Raw genomic sequence first — 24599 nt, forward strand, 5'->3', positions numbered from 1 at the left:
GATAAAGATAAACATGCACATTAAAGATCGAAGTTCTATTCATGGAAATAAAGGGGTAGAAGCGTTTTGGAAGGAGCAATTATCTTCCGAGGTTCTTGATTTTTCTATATTTAATAGTGATTACCAACTAAATAAAGAAAATCCTTGTGAGCACGTTCAAATCATAATGAATGTCGAGTTGAGTAAAAGTATACAAAAAGAAAGTAAGTCTCAAGATTTATTATTATTTAGCTGGTTACAGGCCGCGTTAAGGATTTGTTTGGCACACTATACAGATCAAGAAAGAATTACTATTGGTATTCCTGTAATCGAAAAAAATCTTGAAAAAAGCGAGAATCTTAATAAATTGATTCCTTTAGGAAGTGAAATCCATCCGCATCATAGCTTTAAACAAGTATTGAATCAGATTGAAGAAACGACTTTATTCGGGTATGACAATCAGGGGTATCTACTCTCTGAATTATTAGTGGAACATCCTTTAACTCCTTTTCAAATTGTTATTGGGATGGAAGGGTTACATAATAAAAATTCGATAGAAGAATATGCAGAGAATAATTTAGCGGTTTGGATACAAAGAAAATGGAATGAAATACATAATGAATTTGAATTTCAAATTTCTTTCAAATCTCATTCGTTTTCTTCTTTGCAACAATTTGCAAATTCTTATCTTTATGTTTTAAAGCAAGTATCAAAAAATCCAAATTTGGCAGTGAAAGATATTTGTATTATCGCAGAAGAAGAGAAAGAGTTGTTAGAAGAATGGAATAACAGTCAGACAAACATAGACTTATCTCAAACATTTCAAGATTTGTTTGAAGAACAAGTGTTAAAAACCCCAAATCAAATTGCTGTTGTTTGTAATGATCAATATTTAACATATAGAGAATTGAATAAGAAAGCAAATGAATTGGCTTCTATTCTTCAAAGTAAAGGTGTATCCAAGGAAAGTATTATTGGGGTTATGGTAGACCGGTCATTAGAAATGATTATTGGCATGATGGGAATTTTTAAAGCAGGAGCAGCGTATTTACCAATCGATCCTAACTATCCAACTGAACGAATTGAATATATGTTACAAGATAGTCAAGCAAGATATTTACTTAGTAAGCGAACAGAGGAGGTATTGCCACAATTTGCGGGTGAAGTACTGTATCTTGATAAAGAATATCTTTTCCAAGGTGAAGAAAGTAATTTAGTACGAGAACATAATCCTAATGATTTGGCTTATGTTATTTACACATCAGGATCGACAGGAAATCCAAAAGGGGTAATGATAGAACAAAAATCTCTAGTTCATTTTTTAAATGTAATGAGAGAAAAAGTAAAGGATAATCAATCATTCTTGTTTCTTGCTAGTGTATCTTTTGATATTTCCTTGTTAGAAATATGTCTTCCTTTAACGCAAGGTTCAAAAGTAGTAATTGCTACAGAGGAGCAGTTTGCAACAAAAGAATTGGCTCATTTAGTCAAAAAACATAAGGTGGATTTATGGGAATCAACGCCATCGCGAATGGAAGTGATTTTGAGTGATCCAGAAGGGGCAAATTTTCTAAAAGATTTAAAATCTATTTTATTAGCAGGAGAAGCATTTTCCATTGATTTGGTTGAAAAAATTCGTTGTATCAGTGAAGCAACAATTTTAAATATTTATGGTCCCACAGAAACAACCATTTGCGCAACAGTGAAAGACTTGAGCACTTCCAAAGAAGTTACGATTGGCAAACCTAATCCGAATTATCATTCCTATATATTGAATAAGTATGGCCAATTAAAACCATTTGGAATTCCCGGTGAACTCTGCATTGCTGGCGTAGCGGTAGCACGAGGGTATCTTGGTAAAAATAAACTAACAGATGAAAAATTTGTACCGAGTCCTTTTAAGGCAGGAGAAACGATGTATCATACAGGTGATCTCGTTTGTTGGTTGCCTAATGGAGAACTTGAATATTTAGGTCGAATGGACCATCAAGTGAAAATTCGGGGGTATCGGATTGAATTAAGAGAAATCGAAACTCAATTAAGGGAATATCCAGAAGTAAACCAAGTTATCGTTGTTGATCAAGTGTATGGAAATAGGAAATTATTAGCTGCTTACTATGTATCGGATAGCAAAGTGTCTTTTGGTGAAATCAGAAAATATTTAAGTGATAAATTACCTGAGTTTATGATTCCTGAAAAAATGATTCAGGTAGAAGAGATTCCATTGAATCCAAATGGAAAAGTGGATAGAAAAAGGTTATTGGATATAACACAAACGGATTATGTATCAATTCCATACGTTGCCCCGCGCAATGAAATTGAACAAAAATTAGTGCGTGCGTGGGAAAAAGTTATGGAGATTGAGGGAATCGGTATTCATGATAATTTTTTTGCATTAAAAGGAGAATCCATTAAAGCACTTCAGGTAATTAATTTACTAAGAAAAGACTGCTTAAAAATAAGTACAACAGATTTTTTTAAGCACCCTACAATCGCTCAACTGAGTTCTTGTGTAAAGTTAGAGCATAAAGAGGAAAACTTTGAAAGTAGACCAACTCATGTTAAAGATTTGTCTAAGTCATTTCCATTAACAGAGGTTCAGACAGCGTACATGTTAGGACGGAATTCACAGTTTGAATTAAGTGGTATTTCACCTCAAACATATTTTGAATATGAAACAGCATTGGATATCAATCGTCTTTCAAAAAGTTTTCGAAAGGTAATTCATCGTCATCCAATGTTGCGAGCTGTAATTTTACCAGAGGGAAAACAGCAAATATTACAAAGCGTTCCTGATTACGAGATTGAAATAGTGAGTCTCATAGATTTAGATGATAGGAATCAAAATGCTCGCTTACAAGAAGAGCGTTCTCGAATGACTAACCATGTATTCCCTTTGGGGCAATGGCCTTTGTTTGAATTAAAAGCCTTTCTTTTAAAAGAAGACACGTATTTATTATGTTTTCGATACGATGCTTTATTAATGGACGGAGCAAGCATGAACATTGTTGGACAGGATTTGTTGCATTATTATTATAAACCAAATCAAAAATTAGAATCTCTATCTTTTGATTTTCAAGATTACATGTTTATCTATGATGAAATAGAACAAAGTGAAGAATATAAAACAGCAAAAGATTATTGGACAAGTAAGCTTCCTGACTTTCCGTTTGCACCTTCTTTGCTGTTAAAAAAGGATCCAGCAGAGATTGCTACTCCTAAATTCCAATCACTTACAAAAATCATGGACAATGAAAAATGGACAAAGCTACGAAAGTTAGCACAAGAGAAAGAGGTAACACCTTCCGCTCTACTTTGTACAATATATGGTGATGTGTTGGCATATTGGAGTAATCAACGTCGATTAGCAATTAATTTGACTGTATTTAACCGTTATCCTGTTCATGATGAAGTAGAACAGATTGTTGGAGATTTCACATCGCTTATTTTATTGGATGTTGATGTAAAACCAGAGCAAACTTTCTTTACTAGAGTAAAAGAAACGCAATCTACTTTATTAGATGGCCTTGAACATCGTCATTACGATGGAGTTAACTTTATTCGAGATTTTACTCGTTATCATCAAATGACACCAAAAGCAGTTATGCCAATCGTTTTCACCTCGATGTTAGCAGGTGCAGGTGCTTTCTCTTGGGAACAACTTGGTTCTCTTCGCTATATTCATGCTCGGACTCCACAAGTGTATTTGGATAATGTAGTAATTGAAAAAAATGGAGAGTTATTAATTAGCTGGAACTATGTTGAAGAGTTGTTTGATGTTGATGTAATAGAAGCAATGTTTTCCCAATTTGTTGACTTATTGGAACAATTGGTGAAACAAAGCGATATAACATCTTTGCAGATGAAAGAATCGGATCAAACATTAATTAAGCAATACAATGAAACAACAGAAAAAATACCTTCAACTACTCTGTATCAATTATTTACAGACCAAGTAAAACGTACACCGGATGAAGTAGCAGTGGTATTTGAACAAGAATGGTTAACATACTCGGAACTTCATAAACGCTCCAATCAAATTGCCCACTTCTTAAAAGAGCAAGGCATTGGTCTAGGTGACAAAGTGGGTCTTTTAGCAAAAAGGCGAGTTGACACAATTGTCAATATGTTAGGTATTTTAAAAGCAGGTGCCGCTTATGTTCCGATTGATCCCGATCACCCTTTAGATCGCCAAACATTTATTTTTAAAAATAGCTCATGCAAACTTTTATTAGAACCTAGTCTTTATGAAGAAAATCATTTGTCATTTTATACAACAGAAGATATGCCCGCTATTGCTGGTCCAGAAGATATTGCCTATATTATATACACTTCAGGAAGTACAGGGAAACCAAAAGGAGTAATTATTACTCACCAAGCGGTTACAAATACTATTCAAGACATAAATCAAAAATATGAGGTAAATGAAGATGATCGTATTATTGGTATCTCTTCCATGTGTTTTGACCTATCTGTATACGATATTTTCGGAACGTTAAGCACAGGTGCAATGTTGGTAATGATTCGTGATCCAAGAGACATGCAAGAATTAATCCGCACTGTCGAACGTAGAGGGATTACAATTTGGAATACAGTGCCTGCAATCATGGATTTGGCATTGGATCAAGTAGGTTCTCATTTTGAACATTCTTCTTTACGTTTAGTTTTACATAGTGGAGATTGGATTCCGCTTTCTTTACCAGAAAAAATAAAACGACATTTTCCGATTGCAGAAGTAGTTTCACTAGGAGGGGCAACAGAAGCATCGATTTGGTCAATTTATTATCCGGTCAAACAGGTGGAATCGCATTGGAAGAGTATTCCATATGGGATACCTTTGGCAAACCAAACGTATTATGTGTTGAACTATGAAAAGAAAATGTGCCCTGTTGGTGTAATTGGAGATTTATATATTGGGGGAGTGGGCCTTGCTAAAGGATATTTAAATGATGAACAGAAAACAAATGAAGCATTTGTATCACATTCTGATTTTGGTCTTATTTACAAGACAGGAGACTGTGGAAAAATGCATCCTGAGGGATATATTGAATTTTTAGGCCGCCAAGATTATCAAGTTAAAATTCAAGGATATCGAGTAGAGTTAGAAGAAATCGCCCATTGTCTTCTCACTTACAAACAAGTCGAACATGCTGTCGTAATTGATCAAACAGATGAGAACGGAATAAAATTTTTAGTTGCATATGTGGTAACTGAGCAAAATATTAGTACAACAGAACTACGAAAGCATTTGCGAGATCACTTGCCAGATTACATGATTCCTTCTTATTTTGTTTATTTGGAACAATTGCCCTTGACTCCAAACGGGAAATTAGATAGAAAAGCGCTCCCTACTCCGGAGAAACAAACAAATGAAGTATTTATTGCTCCAAAAACTGAAATGGAAAAAATATTAACTAGTGTTTGGCAAGAAGTACTCAAAGTAGATCGGATTGGAGTAAATGATCATTTCTTTGCCTTAGGTGGAGATTCGATAAAAGCGATTCAAGTTTCCGTCAGACTGTATAGACAAGGATTTGAGCTAGAGCCAAAAAATTTATTTTCATTTCCTATATTAGGAGACATGGTTCAATTTGTTAAAAAGCTTGATCATCTTCCAAATTCGCAAACAAGTGATGTAAACAAAATGAACGATAATAAAGTTACATCACTAAATGTTAAAGATAAACAACTTAATCAACATACACTTATCAAAATACAAGAAAAAATGCCAGAAATAAAAATAGAACGTATTTACCCATTGGCACCTTTCCAGGAAATTATTTATGAACATGCTGCGACTGAACCTGATACAAATGCATATTTCGAACAAACAATTTGGGCACTTGAGGGGGAGCTGGATATTAATCTCTTTATTCAGTGTTTCCAACAATTAGTTGATCGTCATGATTCTTTAAGGACGATAATTGTGCAAGATGAACAAGCACAACCTTGGCAAGCTGTTCTACACGATGTTCAAATGATTTCAGAGATAAAAAACTTGATTGAGATGACGAAACAAGAACAGCAACAATTCCTAGACCAGTGGATGAATGAAAATTTAAGTCAAGGATTCAAAAAAGATGAACTCATGACCCGTCTCTGTATATTCCAACTAGGAAATAACGAGCATAAGGTGGTTTGGAGTTCCCATCATCTATTATGTGATGGTTGGAGCGTCAGCATTTTGATAGACGAATTATTCCAGCTCTATGAAACAATAAATGCCGGAACTACGGCAGAGTTACCTATGGTGAAACCTTTTGAGACATTCATAGATTGGACTGTAGCACGAGATCATGAGAAAGCACGTCATTTTTGGCGGGATTATTTATCAGGATACAATCGAAAAATTAGTATTCCTAAAAAGAAAGTATCAACTCAAAGTGAAGGGTTAAATTTCACATTTATGGATTTAATATTAGATAAGGATTTGACTAATCAGTTACAGACATTTGTAACTAAAAACAATATAACTATGAATTCGGCATTACTAGCTGTATGGGGAATATTACTTGGCAAATACAATGGAACGAGAGAAGTAGTATTACCTAATCTCGTATCAGTCAGACCTCCTGAAGTAGAAGGAATTGAAAATATGTTCGGTCTGTTCACAAATGTTTTACCTATCCGACTAGCATGGACAGAAACACAAACTTTTGTAGATTTCCTGCAAAAAGTACAACTAGAAACATTGAAATGTAATGAGTATGCATACTATTCATTTGTTGATATACAAAAGCAAAGTGAATTAAAAAATCAGTTGACTGACCATCTTTGGGTTTTTGAAAACTATCCAACTAACCAAGCTATCTTCTCTTCAAATGAAAACAGAAATTTTGCTATCACAGATTACGAAGTTGTTGATGAGCCTCATGTAAAGTATGGAATTATGTGCTTCCCTGAAGAGAAACTTACAATAAAGTTTGGATATGATCAATCCGTATATGAAGCGGAGAAAATACAGGAAATATTGAATCACATCCATCAGTTAATCAACAGGATTCTTCAAAATCCAATACAGGCAATCGGTGATTACAAATTATAAAAAATGAAAAGGCGAGCAAGAACTCGCCTTTTTAAATAGAATAGGAGTAAACCAAATGACAAAAAACTTGCAGTTATCAGCCGAAGAGATGCGTCAGTTAGGATATCAAGCGGTGGACTTGATTGTTGATCATATGAATCATTTAAAAAGTAAACCAGTTTCGGAAACGATTGATAGTAATATTTTTAGAGACAAGCTAATTGAAACGATTCCAGAAAACGGATCCAATCCAAAAGAGTTACTTCATTTTCTTAATAACAATGTGTTTAATCAAATTACTCATGTGGATCATCCTCATTTTATGGCTTTTGTGCCCGGTCCTAATAATTATGTTGGTGTAGTAGCAGATTTTTTAGCAAGTGGATTTAATGTATTTCCTACAGCTTGGATAGTAGGTGCAGGTGCTGAACAAATTGAATTAACGACAATCAACTGGTTAAAATCAATGCTAGGATTCCCTGATTCAGCTGAAGGACTATTTGTCAGTGGCGGATCTATGGCTAATTTGACTGCACTTACTGTAGCGAGACAGGTCAAGCTGAACAATGACATAGAAAATGCGGTTGTGTATTTCTCTAACCAAACTCATTTTTCTGTAGATCGAGCACTTAAAGTATTAGGTTTTAAACAGCATCAAATTTGCCGAATTGAGACAGATGAAGATTTAAGAATTTCAGTTAGTACTTTAAAAAAGCAAATAAAAGAAGATCGATTAAAAGGAAAAAAACCATTCTGTGTTATTGCTAATGCAGGGACAACGAATTGCGGAGCGGTGGACTCCCTCGATGAATTGGCTGATCTATGTGGTGATGAAGATGTATGGCTACACGTGGATGGTGCTTATGGGGCTGCAGCAATTCTTAGTGAAAAAGGAAGGGAGTTGTTAAGCGGAATTCATCGTGCTGATTCTTTGACGTTAGACCCGCATAAATGGCTTTTTCAGCCTTATGATGTTGGTTGTGTACTCATTCAAAATAGCCAATATTTAAGTAAAACGTTCCGTATGATCCCGGAGTATATTAAGGATACGGAAACTAATATAGAAGAAAAAGTGAATTTTGGGGAGCGTGGAATTGAACTTTCTCGTAGATTTAGAGCATTAAAGGTATGGCTTTCTTTTAAAGCATTCGGAGTTACAGCTTTTCGTGAGGCAATAGATCATGGCATTATGTTGGCTGAACAAGTTGAAGAGTTTTTAAGGAAAGAAAAAGATTGGGAGGTAGTAACACCTGCCCAATTAGGAATTGTTACTTTTCGTTATATTCCTTGTAAGCTAACATCTACAGATACAATTCATGAAATAAACAAAAAACTGGTGGAAGAAATTAATCAAAAAGGATTTGCTATGCTAAGTACGACTAGATTGAAAGAAAAAGTAGTAATTCGACTTTGCTCTATCAATCCAAGGACAACAATAGAAGAAATGCTTCAAATCATGATGAATATAAAAGCAGTGGCAGAGGAAATAAACACTTCGTCTAAACATCTTATATCTGTTTCTCAGCCTTGATATATTAGGTGGATTTTACATAGCAATATCCGATTCTAAATAAGAATCGGATATTGCTAATAGATAATAACACTCACAAATGTATGCTATTTATGAGTGTTTCTCTTGTGAAGGTATTAAGCCTCAACCTTAGATACTCTTTTGAAACCAGTCTTTATTGCTTGTACCATTTCGTTCACAGCGTAAATAGATACATCGGCATTTGGATTTAATCCTTCAAACCAGTGATAGGCATTTGGATATAAATGAAATTCGACATCAACACCAGCTTGCGCTAGTTTACTTACATAGGTTAATGTTTCACTGCGGAATGGATCTAATTGACCAACAAATGTGTAGGTATATGGCAAGTCACTATAATCCTCAGCTCGAGAAGGCGCTGCATAGGCAGGGATTTGATCCGTTCCATACATTTCTCCTAAATACATTTTCCAGCCAGCTTCATTTGCCTTTTGATTCCAAACAAACCCCTCTTTAATTTCATTCGCTGAAGGTGTATTATTTCGCTCATCAATCATTGGATAGAGTGGCATTTGTAAACAAATCGAAGGATATTTTCGATCTCGGGCTAATAATGATAATGCTGCTGTTAGCCCACCTCCAGCGCTTACTCCTGCAACCCCAATTCGATTCGAATCAATGTTTAATGACTCTGCATTATCAGCAATCCATTTTAAAGCTGCATAACAATCTTCAATTGGTGCTGGGTAAGGATGTTCAGGAGCTAAGCGATAGTCTACAGATACGACCACACAGCGAGCTTCTTTTGCAAACCTCATACAAGTATCATCGTTATCATCTATAGAACCTAAGATATAACCACCACCATGTATCCATAATAAGACAGGTAAAGATTCATGATTTGATTTTGGACGATAAATTCTTAATGGTAACGGATTAGCATCTGGTCCAACAATGACTTTATCTGTTAACGAAAGGGAGTCATCAACAACGGTAGGTGGTCTCATTTGAGCTATTCCTTCTCTGATTGATTGCAAGTTTTCCGGGCGTAAATCGAGATCCGGAAACATCTCTAACCCTTGTAATAATTCTGGATTTACTCTGTTTTTCATTTTAGCACCTCTATTTGTAATTATTTTCAAATAAATGAAGTGTATTCTAAGTGGTTTGATTGTGAAAGAACACCACAATTAAATTGTAAATTGAATATGTTATAACAGTCAACAGAATATTCGGAAATTAAAAGCTTTCTCAAGAAGGAGTTTCACGCAACCAATAATACAGGTAGTGGATTTAGGAACAAAGTGTTTTCATGTCGTTGTACTTATGTACACTTAGTTTTCTAACTAAACCAAGTGATGATCTTTTTTATTTTAATGACATATAACAAGTGATACCTGTTCGAATTCATACTCGGTAAGAATTCATACATTTGTATTCCTTAAATGAAGGTTGATTCATTTTGGAATTGTATAAGAGTTATGTCTTACTTTATTAGCAGCCTCTTTAATAACTGTATGAAGTTCATCCGCTGAACCATCTTTATTTCCAGCTACATGTTTAATTGCATTCTCTCCGCAATATGCTTTCACAATTTCCTCATCTGTATTGATGATACAAAACTTTGCAATAGGACTTTAACTAACTACACATAAATTCCTTATATCTATAGATAAACTACCGATTAGCTCCATATAGACTCTAGATAACATATATAGAATACAAGTTATCAAGGAGGTAAGAAAAAATGAATTTTATGATTGGTCCTATCGAAAATATCTCCTCAACTTCACAAATGATTATTTATATTGTATCGATTACAGGTGCGATTATGTGAATGTTCCTGAACCACCATACACCGCTGTATAAGGGCTCTTACCAGTATAATAAGTATCAGGATTAAACGCCGCTTTAGATTCTTCAGTAAACATGAAAAATGACAAAACTGTAAGAATGCTCGAATGTTTGTAAGAAAGTTCGATGTTTTCCTTTTTCTTTTTTTATTATAGTGAAAAAGAAGAAAGCAATTTCATAAGAGGTTTATATTTTTAAATGAGTACAATTATCAAAACTAATCATGCAATGAAGGTGTATGGCAATCAGTAAAACACCTTACTAAAAAGGAGGGATTTGAAATGTCTTTTTCACAATTCAATATTGATATTTTCCGAGCAATTAATGATTTAGGTAAACAATATTCATTTCTAAACTCAACCATGGTATTTTTGGCAGAATATATGGTATATATTTTAGCTTTAATTGTTTTAGCTTATTGGTTTACTAGGTCTAGAAAAAGTAGGATGATGGTTATTCAAGCGATGGTTACTTTTGTAATTGCTGAGGTGATTGGAAAAATAGCTGGGAAATTTCATTTAAATTATCAACCTTTTGCAGTATTGCCTGATGTAAATAAACTTGTAGACCATACTGTAGATAATTCATTTCCTAGTGACCATACGATTCTCTTTTTTTCAATTTGTTTTTCGTTTTGGCTTGTTCATAAAAAAGCTGGTTGGTTATGGCTTATACTTGCATTTTGTGTAGCGATTTCTCGTATTTGGGTAGGGGTTCATTATCCTTTTGACGTTGCAATAGGGGCTTTAATAGGATGTGTTTCAGCGTTATTTTCGTATTGGTTAGTACCGAAATTTTCTTTTATCAATCAATTAGTTACTCTATATGAAAGAGTAGAGAAACATGTTTTACCACCCAAAAACAAATCAAATGGATTTTGAGTATCCCTCTTTCGCATCCTCATTAATATTTTCCGCAAGATGCAACTATTTATATCCACAAAGGGGATAAGGAGTGGGTGTACGTCCAAGTAACAAAATATTTTACTTGATTTAAGCATGACTTTAAATCAAATTTGTGAAATTACAAATGTGTCCAGAGCATCGTTATACAGAAAGTTAATAGAAATGAACAATTAGTAAATCTTTATTCTGCTAAAGGGGATTTTTAAATGGTTAACGAAATATTACAATCGATGCTCAATAAATTTAATTTGGGTAAACTCATTTCATCGAAAAAAACAGCACATGGAGCGATGGGCCAAACTATGTTTGTCTCGTCAACAGAAGGAGAGTATGTTTTTAAAGGAAATCCACTTTATGATGGTCAATCGGTTGAGGATTTGCAGATCCCGTTTCTGATCTAATAAAGATGATTACCTACTATATAGATAACAATGAAGGTAATATCGCAAAACATTTAGTTAATTTGTATTGTAGAAATTTAGAAGGGAAAGAGGATATAAAAAAACGTATTAAAGTACATATGCTTCATCAAAGACTTCTAGATTGGGGTTGTGCAAAAGCAATGAATATGGTCACCTGGGATATATTATATACTTTTATATAATATTTAACGCTAATTCTTTATAAATACTGAAAAAGAGCCCTACATAAATGAGGCCACTGAAAAACTTACGTTTTTCGGTTTATAAACCGGATGCAAAACAAGAAAGGCGATTTTTCATTCAATTTTGAATGAAAAGTCGCCTTTCCCTTTATTCTTTTTTACTTTGTTTCTTTTATCAAGGTTAGGATTCGTTTTAAATTGACAGCGAATATAGCCATTGCACCTTGCATTTGCATACCAATCAGACCCGAGGAAGATGCCACATCATACCCGTGTCTATGCTTAAGTTCACTATTTTTCGCTTCAATTTTATAACGCTCTTTCCCCTTTTCTTTAAAATATGCACTTTCTTGAAATGCTTGTTGTTCCTTATGTTCAGTGGATTTAATTGTCACAGAATATGTTTTATTTTTAGCGCCTTCTTTGTAACACCCACTTTTGAATGGACATACTTTGCATTTTTCAATATCAAAATAGTAGGTATGACTTTGACTATTGTTTGTTCCCTTTTTACCCGTACGTGCTCTACGAACGGCCATATGTCCAGCTTTACAGACATACATACCCGCATCTTTATTAAATTCAAATTCATCTTCTTTTTTACGTGGCCCTTGTGTCACAATAGGGTTTAATTTCGATACTAATTGTAATTGATTTTGGTTGGCATATTGAATATTATTTTTCTCAGAATAAGCAGTATCTCCAATAACTGTATCAATTTCCATCCCTGTTTCACGACTTTTTTCAATCAATGTTTGAAGGTATTTTCCATCGCTTTTTTCACCCGTTGTAATCACCGCAGCTGTAATGATGCGTTCTTCATTCATCGCAATATGTGTTTTATAACCAAAGAAAGAAGAATCCGCTGTTTTATGTCCAATTCGCGCATCAGGATCTTGCGAAAATTGGAGGTGTTCTTGGTGATCTTCTACGATTTCTTTTAAATAATTCAGTTTCTCTTTCACATTTGGATATTCACGAATGATTTCCTCTTTTTCTACTGTTTCAATTACTTTTTGACAATATTCAAGTTCGTCACTTAAGTCATCTGTCATTGTTTTTGGTGGGAACTTTTCCTTCATTCCTTCGTCAACTTGATAAACAGCTTTGCGGAGTAATTTGGATTTCTCCATTAAAAATTCTTTCGGCGATTTTTGATTGAAGCGTGCTTTTGTATGCGTGGCATCAACAATAATAGATTTATTTTTAATCAAGTTTTTTTCGAGTGCAATTTCCACTGTTTTTTGAATGAGCATGTCAATTAACCCTACATCTGTCAGACGAAGCTTGCGGAACTTCGTTAACGAACTAGGGTCAATGACCATATCTTCTGGTGCCATATCTAAGAAATATTTAAAGGACATATCGTATTTTGAGCGTTCCACAACATCTACATCTGATAAATCAAAAATAGATTTTAGTAATACATATTTAAACATACGAACAGGCGGCACTGCATTGCGACCGTTATCGAGACAATATTTATCTTGTAGTTCTTCTAAAACAAAAGAAAAGTCTACCAGTTCATTAAATTGACGAAGCATATTATCCTTTGGTACAACGATATCGTAAATCGCCATAAATGGACTGAGGTTAAGAGATTGTTGATTAGAAATCATCCGAGACACCACCTAGAATTAGTACAATCATTATACATGAAAAAAGCGAAAGCTTCCTCGATTTCATCGAGGAAGCTTTCGCTTTTTAAACTATAAGGACTTTTTCAGTGGCCTCACATAAATAGGACTCTTTTTCTTCAATTTATTAACTTACTGGATATACATTAGAACCAAGATAACGTTCTTTTATAATTTGTAGATGATGAAGCTCATGACCAGCGATGATGTATGCTAATGCACGAACTGTAACTTCAGATCTATTCGCATTTCCTCTTTGTAACCAAGCCTCTTCATCTAAACTTTTAAGTAAATGTACGGTAGATTGGCGAACAACTATGAAGTTCTCAAGAAGATCTTGTATAGATTGCTTATCAAAAGCAGCTTTAAGAACATACATTTCATCGTTATAGCCTGGAAGTTCTGCTTTCTCGCCTCGAGCGATAGATAGCAAACGATACGCCATAATACGTTCTGTATCTGCTATATGACCAATTACTTCTTTTATACTCCATTTACTAGGAGCATATCGGAAAAGTCCCTCACTATCAGAAATCTCCTTTAATAAACGGTTAATTTCCTGTATCTGTTGTTCTAGAATATGTATGATATTTCCGTCTGATACCAAGTTAATATACGTTGCATAATACAGGTTATATTCACTTGCCTTTGGTCTTATTTGCATACGAATCCTCCTTTGTTTTTAATCTTTAAATACAGATTATCATAAATTGGGGTCGAATTAATCTGAAAATTTGAAGTTGAAATTAAAAACATTGTATTTTTCTAAAGAATTTACAAGCTTACGTAACACGTGGAAATAGTTTGCTTTTACATTAAATAATAAACTGAAAAAGGATTTGCGATTTAACTCTAGAATATCGTTCATTAATATTAATTGCTTTTTTGATTTGTATGGAAATAAAGAAAGGTTGTGAAATTATATGATGAATTATAAAGCCATGCTGTTTGATTTAGATGATACGTTACTTGATAGGGATAAGGCAGTAGATAACTTGTTTTTATTAGTTTTAGAAAAGTGTTATGAGGATGTTAGTGATATAGTCAAAAACAATATGTTACAGCAATTCAAAGAATACGATAAAAGGGAATACGGCATAAGTAATAAAACGATAGTTTTGGAATCGTTGTTTGATGAATTCCCGCCGAAGTATAGATTGCCACGCAATTATATCCAAGATTTTTGGAATGAAAATTTCCCTAAATGTTTTTCGATAGACCCAAATACTATTCATTTCTTAAATCATATAAAGAGTCACTTTAAAATTGGAATTATAACAAACGGCTCAACGCATAGACAAACAGCTAAAATAATTAACACGAATTTAAACAATTACTTTGATACGATTATTATTTCTGAAGAAGTAGGATTGAGTAAACCTGATAAACGTATATTCGAACTAGCATTAAATAAGCTAAATGTACAGTCGGAAAATACTTTATTTGTTGGGGATGACTTAGAAAAGGATATTGCTGGTTCTCAAAATGCAAATATAAAAGGAATATGGTTTAACCCTCATAGAATCACAAATAAGACTGAAATAAAACCGTATTTTGAGATTGATACTTTTAATAGTTTATTAAGTTATATTACCCCACAATATTTTTATAATAAGTGAAAATATTGTGGGGTAATAATTACAAAGATTTCATTTACCGTAATATAAATAAAAAATAAAAACAAAGAAGCGCTTAAATCTCTTTCCGCTGCAAATATTAGTATTTTAAAATGTACTAACAAAGCATGATAAGAAAATTATGGGGGAGTGATACTATGGAAATAAAGAAAGTAGTAATTAACGGAATAAATATTGCGCTCATAAAAAATGATAAAGTACTAATATCCGATGTTCAAACGGCATTGGATCTTATGGCAACAGTTCAATATGAGATGGATGCGAAACATATTATTATTGACAAATCATTACTAAGCGAAAGTTTCTTTGACTTAAAAACACGCCTTGCCGGTGATATCCTTCAAAAGTTTATAAACTACAAGGTAAAGATTGCTATTATTGGAGATTTCACTATGTATACGAGTAAAAGCTTAAAGGATTTTATTTATGAATGTAATAAAGGGAAAGACATTTTTTACTTAGCAACTGAACAACAAGCAATTGAAAAACTAAGTACATTAGAATAATAACAATACCTCAGTAAAATCTTCCTCTTTTTCATGTCGTTTATTATTTACAACATATAAGAACTGATGTTTGTGATAAACTAAGAGATGACTAAAGGGGGAGTTTTCTTGAACAAATTTAATGATGTAATCCAAAATTTAAACAATATAATTTACAAACCTAACGAATTAATAATTACGAATCTAAAAGAAGAAAAGCAAAACGCCGAATATGCAGGATGTTTATTCCACTTAAATCATAAAAGCATTCGTTTTAGAATATCAAAAATTACACCTAATAAAATTGGTCAATTTGTTTCTTTTTGGGAGAAAGATGACAATATGCAAAATCAAGCATTTTCTTATGACGCTGCTCCTGACTTATTAGTTATCACTTGTATTGATGATAATCAACTAGGACAATTTATTTTCCCTAAAGAAATTCTTCTTAAAGAAAAAATATTAAAAACGCAAAGTCAAAAAGGGAAGATGGCTATGAGAGTTTATCCAATTTGGGATACCCCTGTTAGCAACCAAGCTAAAAAGAGCCAAATGTGGCAACTTCAATATTTTGTTGATTTAAGCGATCATAATAATTTACCTATAGATAAACTATTACATTTGTATTTGTAGCTTCTTTTCTTAAGTAATCTTGTGAATTAGACTTTTTGTACCGGTACAGTTAAATGAAATGTACATTGTTTCAGTACCCCATCGAATTTACAATCAGCATATACTATTTCAACTTATAAATATTAAGGGGTGCTGACTATGACAAGTCTACAAGAAAAGATGTCTACAAGATTGAATCTTGAAAACCGTACTGAAGTGAAGTTTCAAGAATTAAATACAATTCTCTTTGTATTTGCACACACTATACCATTTGAGAATTTAGATGTTATAGCACGTAATGCGAATACAATTACTATGGAAAATTTACAGAATAAAATTTTAACTACATCCCGCGGCGGACTTTGTTATGAATTAAATACTCTTTTTTACTACTTTTTACAAAATTGTGGTTATGATGTACAGCTTGCACTTGGTACTGTATATAAAAATGATATAAACGCATGGGCACTTGAGGATGGGCATATAACAATTATTTTAAATCATGATAACGGACGATACTTAATTGATGTAGGTATTGCTTCTTTAGTACCTTTAATCCCTGTACCTTTTACTGGAGATTCTGTTTCCTCTAAAAACGGTACGTATCGAGTGAAAAAACGAGACACGAGTAAAGGAAATTACGTTCTAGAAAGAAAAGATACGAACGGAGAGTGGAAAGTTTGCCATGCTTTTTATAATCGTATCATTGATGAGGCAGTAGTGAACGATGTTCAAAGAAGAGTAATAGAAGATGAGAAATCTATTTTCAATAAGGGCCCAATCGCAGTCAAATTAACGGACTATGGACATGTCTCTTTAACGAATACGAGTTTAACCGAAATAATTCATGGAGAAAAAACGAAACGGGTAATTACAGAAGATCAATATAGAGAGCTATTAAATACTTTATTTGCTATTGAGTTGAGATGAAACGAATAGCTAGCCGGTTCTTACGAAGAATCGGCTATTTTATTAACTTTAATTTAAAATAACTATTAAAGTTTAATTTTATTAATAGATATAATACACTAGAATAGTATGTACAATGAATTTTGAATGTAAAGGAAGATTTTTATGTCAATTATTGATAAATTGAAACTTAATAAGTATACAAATATGGTCGTAATGAATGAACCTAGTGATTATGACATTTTTACAGGGAAAGAAACTGCATTTTCAAAAGAACACGATGCCATTTTTATTTTTGTAGAAACACTTGATGAAATGGTGAAACAAACGAATTATATTATTAGTAATGAAGAATTACTAATTGAAAAAGGCTACATATTCTTCGCATATCCGAAAAAAGGTAATTCTCGTTACAGTACGTTTATTCACCGTGATGAGATGTTTCCAGCATTAAACGTTGGCGAAGATGGGTATGTAGGACAGAGTGATATTAAATTTGCACGAATGGTAAGTATGGATGATGTCTTTACTGTTGTAGGTTTAAAGCGTGAAAAGAAAAAATTGAAGAAAACACCTGCTGCGAGTCAATGTGTTGCCGATTATGCAGATCGTATTAAAGATGTTGAAGCATTATTAGTTAATCGTCCAAATGAACTTAAATTTTATCAAAGTTTAACACCTGGATATCAAAAAGATTGGGCGCGTAATTTATTTTCTGTAAAACAAGAAAAAACACGTGACAAACGTCTTGAGAAAATGATTGAAATTCTTTCACAAGGCTATAAAACAATTGAATTATTCCGCAAGAAGAAAAAATAATGGTTAGGAAAATCACAATGATGCAACAATTAATTACGCTTAGCACATTGAAAAAAGGATTCCTTTCAGTATACTAAAGCATGTTCTTATATTTAAATAATTAGCTAAAGAGAAAAGGTGTTTGAAATGAAATCGTATATTGTAGTTGGAGCTGGTATTTTAGGAGCGTCTACTGCTTATCATCTCGCTAAAGCAGGTGCGAATGTTACTATCGTTGATCGTCAACAATTAGGTCAAGCGACTGATGCAGCGGCTGGTATTGTATGTCCATGGCTTTCACAGCGTCGTAATAAAGCGTGGTATAAAATCGCTAAAGGCGGTGCACGTTACTATTCTTCGTTAATCCAACAATTAGAAGCAGACGGTGAAACGGATACAGGATACAAACGTGTAGGTGCAATTAGTTTACATACTGATGAGAAAAAGTTAGATAAAATGGAAGAACGAGCTTATAAACGACGTGAAGATGCACCAGAGATTGGAGAAATTACACGTTTATCAGCTGAAGAAACGAAAAAATTATTCCCAGCATTATCTGAAGAATACAGTTCTGTTCATATTAGTGGCGCTGCACGAGTAAACGGAAGATCATTACGTAACGCATTAATAAGTGCTGCAAAAAAACATGGCGCAACTTTTATAAAAGGAGACGCAGTATTAGTCCGTGAAGGTAATGATATTATTGGAGTTAAAGTAAATGACGAAACAATGGTAGCAGAAAAGGTAATTGTAACTGCAGGGGCATGGGCGAATGAAATCTTGAATCCATTAGGAATCAATTTCTTAGTTACGTTCCAAAAAGGACAAATTGTTCATTTGCAAACAGAAAATACAGCAACCGAAAATATGCCAGTTGTTATGCCGCCAAACGATCAATACATTTTAACGTTTGACAATGGTCATGTCGTAATTGGTGCTACTCATGAAAACGAAACTGGCTTCGATCATCGTGTAACAGCAGGTGGTTTACATGAAGTATTCCATAAAGCATTAACTGTTGCACCTGGTTTAGATGATGGTACTATGCTTGAAACGAGAGTTGGATTCAGACCATTTACTCCAGGATTCTTACCTGTAATCGGACCACTGCCTAACTTTGAAGGCATCCTCGTTGCAAACGGATTAGGTGCTTCAGGTTTAACTGCTGGCCCATATTTAGGATCAGAATTAGCTAAACTAGCACTCGGACAAACAATTGAATTAGATTTAAACGATTATGACGTTGCTGGTGCAATTGAATAACAAAAAAAGATTAGGATTCGCTCCTAATCTTTTTTATTTATAGCTAATTCTTTAACTGCTTTGATAACCTTTTGTTTAATTCCCACAACGCTGTTTTGTTACTATCCCATTTCAACAGCATTACTGCATCCTCAAAGCATAACCATTTATAATTGGAGTGTTCTTTGGATAATGAAATATTTTTTGTAAAAACTTTAACTCCAAAAGAAAATTCTTTTATTACATAAACATCTTCTCCCCAAAAAAATCCTCCAACTACATCCTCTACAGGTAGTGAAGAAACAGAATCTAATTTTATATAGGGACATTCTTTTATAATACCAGCCTCTTCAAACGCTTCTCGTTTTGCTGATTCAATAGGAGTTTCACCATCTTCTCCACCACCAGCTATTCCTTGCCAATAACCATAATCACTTCGGTTAAAAATAGCGTATTGAATAGAATCTTCAGTTATTATATAAGGAAATATTAATACTTGATAGGGTGCTCTCATTGTATAACCTCTTTCTGAAAATAAGCTTTAAATAAACATGAATAATTGTTAATTATTATATGGAGTGGGGGTTCTCTTGAATAAAAACACCACTGATAAAATAAAGATTACAGCCTTTAAACTACCCCAATACGGATAAACAGTATGTTCTGTTAAACTAGCATATTGAAAAATATTTTCTAAACCGAAAATCCCAATAACGACTGCTAAGAGAAAAGTGGCTTTTCCAATAGTACTATTACGATAGAGGGTAAATAAGTATATTGCACATATAAGCGGTACGATGATTTGTAGTAAGATTGCCATAGAATGTCCCCCTAATTTATATTTTATACTTATATCATATCAAAAATGTAATAAAAAGGAATGTAAGTTAATTGATGCTAAGTAGAAAACAGACTTGTATGAACAGGGATATCACACTTTTACGTCTATAGTTTTGATACTAATTTAACTACTCTCATCATATTCTTCTATTAAAAAGAATAACAAGGAGTGTAAAGTTAATTGACAAAAGTTAAGGTTCGTTTACGGCCCATCGTTTATAAAGTAAATTTACCGACTGTATTGAAAACAGCTATACTTCCAGGTGAATCGATCGAAAGACTATTTATCGCAACTCAATTAGGAGAGGTTTTTTACATAGGAGACGGAGCTATAAAGACATTTTTAAATATTCGTCACCGAATTATTAAATTAGGCACATTTGAAGAAGGTGTTTCTAGTAGCGGTTATGATGAACGCGGATTGCTGGGTTTAGCGTTTCATCCGCAATTTAATCATAACGGCTTGTTTTATCTTCATTATTCAGTAGCCGGGACCCAAGGACCAGGTGCACTTTCAGAACAATTTAAACCGAATCCGTGTGACCCAAAAACTCTAAACTTAAAGTGGACAAATAGAGATACTCAATATGATCATATTGATACGATTGAAGAATGGATTTTACAATCAAATGGTAAACCTCAAAAAAGAAGAACTTTACTTAATATAAGAAGGCCATTTTTTAATCATAACGGCGTAAATAGTTTAAACTTTTCACCTGAGACTGGAAAACTTGTTTTTACAAATGGAGATGGTGGTTCTGGCTATGATCCTTTTAATTTAAGCCAAGATGATTTAGAAATTGCGGGTAAAATAATTGAAATCGATATAAGTCGAGATACATCCATAACCAATCCTTCAGTAGTTACACGCTTTAATGAACTTCCTTTATCTATACAAGAAACACTTACAGTAATTGCAAAAGGCGTTCGGAATATAACAGGTATTTCATTCCAAAGGCTTTATAATCAATATATCAAATACGCCGGGAATGTCGGACAGGATATAGTAGAGTCTATTTTTTCATTTGTTCAATACAAACCAATACCAGTTACTGAACTTGTTCAAACCCATTTAATAAGAGATATTCCTGAACAATATGGATTGATAAATTTTGGGTGGAGGGGATGGGAAGGAGAATTACCTACTTCTTTTATAAGGCACTGTTCTGAAAATGCTACTTTAGATGAGAGAATTATGGCTTATTATAATGAAACAATAGAAACATCCGCAAAGCGTATCCAGCCACTAATCAGTTATTTTCATAAAGATTCCAGACCAGATAAATTTGAAGGGACTTCACTTACTGGAGTTCAGCCGTATATGGGAACTGCAATTCCTAGTTTGACGGGTAGCATTGTGTTTACTGATCTGACTAGAAAAGAAAAATCTCAGTCTTCAGTAAAAGGTGCGTTAGCTTTTTCTAGGGCTGGTACGCATGGTAAACATACTGACTTTCATGTTATTGAAACCCATTATAATTTCGGTGAACAGGCAGCTTATTATATGAGTTTAGGAACAAATTTGGATCAAACTAGATTATATTTAGGAGTTTACGGTTCTATGAAAGTAACTGATTTTAACAAAGGTACTATTTTTGAAATCGTTCCTTAATATAAAATAAACTCTCAGATTTAGAAGAAGGTAACTAATAAGCTATAAGTGTATGAATAAAAATAGAAAGTGATAAATTAAATATCTTTAGGGGGATTTTGATGAATCACTTTAGAAACTATTGGTATCAACCGATGATTGCGCATGAGACAAATTTTGTTCATAAAAGAAAGATGACGCCCGCAAAGAGGTTAGTCATTACAGCATTACTCGGTTCACTTGCTGCTATTTTGCAATCTGCTGGGAGCTTAATCCCTGGTATCGGCTTATTTATTAGTCCTTTTGCGACACTACCTATATTTTTCGCTATTTGTTATTCTACTCGCACGGGAATACTTTCTTATATTCTTACTATTCTCCTATTATTTATTATTGAGCCAAGTGAACTAATTGTTTTTCCTTTTACTACAGGTTTATTAGGTATTGCGTTTGGTGTATCCTTTATACAATTTAAGAGGAGGATTTGGATTGTTTCCTTTTCGGCGATATGTTTACTTATAGGAATTATGGTCGTTCTTGATATTTTTCGATTTCCTGTATTAGGTCCTACTGTTCATACGACTTTGGATATAAAAATTATTCTATCGATATTTATAATGAGCTTTCTATACTGTTGGATTTATGCAGGCTTTTGTAGAATAATGTTGAATAGAGTATATAAAGTATGGACTTAACAATTTCTCATATATTTTTAAAGATTGGAGATTCAAGTCGTGTATAACGTTAAAATAAGAAGGCCAAATTCGGATGATGTAGATGAATTAAATTTGTTTTTTCGTTTTGTTATTACTCATACATTTAAAAATGAGGGGTTATCACAGTTACTGGATGACATAGAAAATGAAATACATACGAAAAAACAGTATTTGAAAAATGATTTGGAGAGTAACGGAGAAAGTCGTTATTTTTTATTAGCAATTGATACAAGTAACGATAAAATCATTGGAACAATTGAAATCGGCCCAGCAAGTACATTGATTCATAGTTGTACAGGTGGTGTTCTTAAAGATTTATATGAAATAGGAACAGTATTTGTACTACCTGAATATCAATAAAATGGCATAGGTAATTTATTACTAAACGCAATGTATATTACGTTACTTAGCAGAAGGATAACAGAATACTGTTTAGATAGTGGATACAAAAAAAGCGCAAAGTATATGGGCGAAGAAGTTTGGAGAACCTAGTTATGTACTGAAGGATTATTGGGGAGAATCAAGTGATCATATGATTTGGAAGAAGAGTTTACATGATACTCCTATAATATTTGAATTATAAAATGAAATATGCCTCTGAACGTAGCTTTTCTTACATATGTATGCTATTATTTATCTTTATAATAAAAGAGGACGTGAATGAACTTGATTAAAATTAATATTCCTGAAGCTGATGTTTCAATTACTGAACGTAAACAAGTTATTAAAGGAGACGAGCCAATAATCACTCCAATTAATGGTTTTATTGATTTCCACTTGTTCCCTAGAGATAAAGGCGGCATTTTTATGTTTTATAATATTAATGACGAACTTCTTTTCGTAGGTAAAGCTCGTAAAATTAGACAACGTATTAAGAAGCATTTTGAAGACAATGTTTCACCAATTAAAAATCACCGTGATGAAGTATACCGCATTGATGCATGTATCGTAGAAGATCCAACAGAAAGAGAAATTTACGAAACATATATCATTAATGAATACAAAGCAAAATATAACGTTGATAAAGTATTCTATAAATAAGTAATAAAAAAACAATCCTAGCACATATACTGGGATTGTTTTTTTATTTAAACTTAGTCTTCATACTTTTCTCCTTTTTTTAAATGATTAGCAACAATAAAACAGCATACACCTATACATATAAGTACAATTCCAATCGATTTATGTTTTCCCTCAAAGAAAGGAATATTAGAAATAACATTTGTCATACATAACCCTATAAATACAAGGATAGGTCCTGCCCACAGTAATACATTACCGAATTTCGTATGTTGCCACATAGTAACCCTCCTTACTTTTTTTACATATATATCCATGAAATAAAAGTAAATTCATAGAGAAATATAGTTTTTTTCATATCGAAAATTTAACCTTCATATATTGGTACAAGCAAACGAGAAAGGGGACCATCATGAATTGGTTAGAAGCTTTTATATTAGGGATCATACAAGGTTTAACAGAGTTTTTACCGATAAGTAGTACAGGTCATCTTTATTTAGGAAGACATTTGTTTCAATTAGATGAAGCAGGATTGTTTTTAGATACAATGCTGCATATTGGGACTTTACTTGCAGTGTTTATTTATTACAAAAAAGAATTTATATATTTAATTAAAAATCCCTTTTCAAAACTAATGCTACTACTTATTGTCGGGACGATACCCGCAGTTGTAATCGGATTGTTATTTAAAGACTTTTTTGAGGATATTTCAAAAACAGGCATTACGATTGGATGGGAGTTTTTAGTGACAGGTTTCTTTCTATATATGGCTGATAAACAAAAAAATGGTCGTAAAAAAATGGATGACATTACATATAAAGATGCATTTATTATCGGTTCATTTCAAGCTGCTGCTATTTTTCCAGCAATTTCTCGTTCTGGTATGACAATCGTTGCTGCATTATGGAGAAAGTTAGACCGTGAAACTGCTGCTTACTTTTCTTTTTTATTATCAACTCCAGCCATTGTCGGAGCTATTATTTTACAATTTGCAGATGTTTTTCAAGGAAAAGCAGAATCTATTTCTAGTACATCTTTAATTGTCGGAACGTTATCAGCTGCGTTTTTTGGTTACATAGCCGTTACATGGATGATTCAATATTTAAAACGTCACTCCTTAAAAGTATTCGCATATTACGTATGGGGATTAGGTATTTTAATTATAACGTTGCAATATACTCATGTGTTTTAATTATAATAGTAAAGAAATTAATTAGTTTAAGATCCTGTTTCATTCATAAAAGACAGGATCTC

21 protein-coding genes and 2 pseudogenes are annotated in these 24599 nt (G+C 33.2%); 16 read left to right on the forward strand and 7 right to left on the reverse strand.

The window, feature by feature from the left end:
* The first annotated feature begins 13 nt into the window (after positions 1-13).
* Entirely contained in the window at positions 14-7024 is a 7011-nt protein-coding gene (locus QCI46_RS13975; RefSeq protein ID WP_353840579.1) for an amino acid adenylation domain-containing protein, read from the forward strand.
* 55 nt (positions 7025-7079) lie between these two features.
* Positions 7080-8534, forward strand: a complete 1455-nt coding sequence (locus tag QCI46_RS13980; protein WP_353840580.1) for a pyridoxal phosphate-dependent decarboxylase family protein — start codon at positions 7080-7082, stop codon at positions 8532-8534.
* 116 nt (positions 8535-8650) lie between these two features.
* Here QCI46_RS13980 and QCI46_RS13985 read toward each other — a convergent pair whose 3' ends face one another.
* Together QCI46_RS13985 and QCI46_RS13990 are read right to left on the reverse strand one after the other, a co-directional pair.
* Positions 8651-9607: an alpha/beta hydrolase gene (locus tag QCI46_RS13985; protein ID WP_327961135.1), complete on the reverse strand. Its 957-nt coding sequence runs from the start codon at positions 9605-9607 to the stop codon at positions 8651-8653.
* A gap of 345 nt (positions 9608-9952) precedes the next feature.
* Positions 9953-10087 (reverse strand): hypothetical protein, encoded by a 135-nt coding sequence (locus QCI46_RS13990; protein ID WP_353840581.1) that lies wholly within the window; start codon positions 10085-10087, stop codon positions 9953-9955.
* Between the two features lie 543 nt (positions 10088-10630).
* Here QCI46_RS13990 and QCI46_RS13995 point away from each other — a divergent pair.
* The 3 genes and pseudogenes from QCI46_RS13995 to QCI46_RS14005 all read left to right on the forward strand — a co-directional run bounded on the left by QCI46_RS13995 (position 10631) and on the right by QCI46_RS14005 (position 11655).
* Entirely contained in the window at positions 10631-11230 is a 600-nt protein-coding gene (locus QCI46_RS13995) for an undecaprenyl-diphosphatase (RefSeq protein WP_353840582.1), read from the forward strand.
* 114 nt (positions 11231-11344) lie between these two features.
* A pseudogene (locus QCI46_RS14000) lies at positions 11345-11428 on the forward strand (helix-turn-helix domain-containing protein); the annotation flags it as partial.
* 32 nt (positions 11429-11460) lie between these two features.
* Positions 11461-11655, forward strand: coding sequence for a hypothetical protein (locus QCI46_RS14005; RefSeq protein WP_353840583.1), 195 nt, complete (start codon positions 11461-11463; stop codon positions 11653-11655).
* 361 nt (positions 11656-12016) lie between these two features.
* Here the strand turns inward: QCI46_RS14005 and QCI46_RS14010 are convergent, their stop codons facing one another.
* Positions 12017-13477, reverse strand: a complete 1461-nt coding sequence (locus QCI46_RS14010; RefSeq protein WP_353839535.1) for an IS1182-like element ISBcy1 family transposase — start codon at positions 13475-13477, stop codon at positions 12017-12019.
* Between the two features lie 145 nt (positions 13478-13622).
* The gene (locus QCI46_RS14015; RefSeq protein WP_353840584.1) at positions 13623-14159 is read right to left on the reverse strand and encodes a DinB family protein; all 537 of its coding nucleotides are present in this window, start codon (positions 14157-14159) and stop codon (positions 13623-13625) included.
* Positions 14160-14421: 262 nt separating this feature from the next.
* Here QCI46_RS14015 and QCI46_RS14020 point away from each other — a divergent pair, with 262 nt between their 5' ends.
* The 6 genes from QCI46_RS14020 (at position 14422) to QCI46_RS14045 (ending at position 19199) form a co-directional block, all read left to right on the forward strand.
* The gene (locus tag QCI46_RS14020) at positions 14422-15114 is read left to right on the forward strand and encodes an HAD family hydrolase (protein WP_353841874.1); all 693 of its coding nucleotides are present in this window, start codon (positions 14422-14424) and stop codon (positions 15112-15114) included.
* Positions 15115-15269: 155 nt separating this feature from the next.
* Entirely contained in the window at positions 15270-15638 is a 369-nt protein-coding gene (locus QCI46_RS14025; protein ID WP_353840585.1) for a DUF4180 domain-containing protein, read from the forward strand.
* A gap of 108 nt (positions 15639-15746) precedes the next feature.
* The gene (locus tag QCI46_RS14030) at positions 15747-16250 is read left to right on the forward strand and encodes a MepB family protein (RefSeq protein WP_353840586.1); all 504 of its coding nucleotides are present in this window, start codon (positions 15747-15749) and stop codon (positions 16248-16250) included.
* Between the two features lie 138 nt (positions 16251-16388).
* Complete coding sequence (locus tag QCI46_RS14035; RefSeq protein WP_353840587.1) at positions 16389-17159, forward strand: arylamine N-acetyltransferase family protein; 771 nt, start codon at positions 16389-16391, stop codon at positions 17157-17159.
* 144 nt (positions 17160-17303) lie between these two features.
* On the forward strand, positions 17304-17957 hold the full coding sequence (locus QCI46_RS14040) for a YdeI/OmpD-associated family protein (RefSeq protein ID WP_353840588.1): 654 nt from the start codon (positions 17304-17306) through the stop codon (positions 17955-17957).
* Positions 17958-18083: 126 nt separating this feature from the next.
* Positions 18084-19199: an NAD(P)/FAD-dependent oxidoreductase gene (locus QCI46_RS14045; protein ID WP_353840589.1), complete on the forward strand. Its 1116-nt coding sequence runs from the start codon at positions 18084-18086 to the stop codon at positions 19197-19199.
* A gap of 43 nt (positions 19200-19242) precedes the next feature.
* Here the strand turns inward: QCI46_RS14045 and QCI46_RS14050 are convergent, their stop codons facing one another.
* Entirely contained in the window at positions 19243-19692 is a 450-nt protein-coding gene (locus QCI46_RS14050; protein WP_353840590.1) for an NUDIX hydrolase, read from the reverse strand.
* Between the two features lie 48 nt (positions 19693-19740).
* Positions 19741-19998, reverse strand: coding sequence for a hypothetical protein (locus QCI46_RS14055; protein WP_353840591.1), 258 nt, complete (start codon positions 19996-19998; stop codon positions 19741-19743).
* Between the two features lie 201 nt (positions 19999-20199).
* On the opposite strand from QCI46_RS14055, the gene QCI46_RS14060 reads away from it, so the two are divergent.
* From QCI46_RS14060 to QCI46_RS14075, 4 genes and pseudogenes are all read left to right on the forward strand, one after another.
* Complete coding sequence (locus QCI46_RS14060) at positions 20200-21630, forward strand: PQQ-dependent sugar dehydrogenase (RefSeq protein WP_353840592.1); 1431 nt, start codon at positions 20200-20202, stop codon at positions 21628-21630.
* Between the two features lie 101 nt (positions 21631-21731).
* Positions 21732-22304, forward strand: a complete 573-nt coding sequence (locus tag QCI46_RS14065; RefSeq protein ID WP_353840593.1) for a YybS family protein — start codon at positions 21732-21734, stop codon at positions 22302-22304.
* 39 nt (positions 22305-22343) lie between these two features.
* Positions 22344-22908 (forward strand): annotated as a pseudogene (locus QCI46_RS14070) (GNAT family N-acetyltransferase).
* 77 nt (positions 22909-22985) lie between these two features.
* Entirely contained in the window at positions 22986-23366 is a 381-nt protein-coding gene (locus QCI46_RS14075; protein WP_001048941.1) for a nucleotide excision repair endonuclease, read from the forward strand.
* A 53-nt stretch (positions 23367-23419) separates the two neighbouring features.
* On the opposite strand, the gene QCI46_RS14080 is transcribed toward QCI46_RS14075, so the two are convergent.
* The gene (locus QCI46_RS14080) at positions 23420-23626 is read right to left on the reverse strand and encodes a hypothetical protein (RefSeq protein WP_353840594.1); all 207 of its coding nucleotides are present in this window, start codon (positions 23624-23626) and stop codon (positions 23420-23422) included.
* Between the two features lie 131 nt (positions 23627-23757).
* On the opposite strand from QCI46_RS14080, the gene QCI46_RS14085 reads away from it, so the two are divergent.
* Positions 23758-24537 (forward strand): undecaprenyl-diphosphate phosphatase, encoded by a 780-nt coding sequence (locus QCI46_RS14085; RefSeq protein WP_353840596.1) that lies wholly within the window; start codon positions 23758-23760, stop codon positions 24535-24537.
* The last annotated feature ends 62 nt before the right edge of the window (positions 24538-24599 follow it).

Origin of the sequence: Bacillus cereus group sp. RP32 (assembly GCF_040459735.1) — a bacterium.
Taxonomy (GTDB): Bacteria; Bacillota; Bacilli; order Bacillales; family Bacillaceae_G; genus Bacillus_A; species Bacillus_A wiedmannii.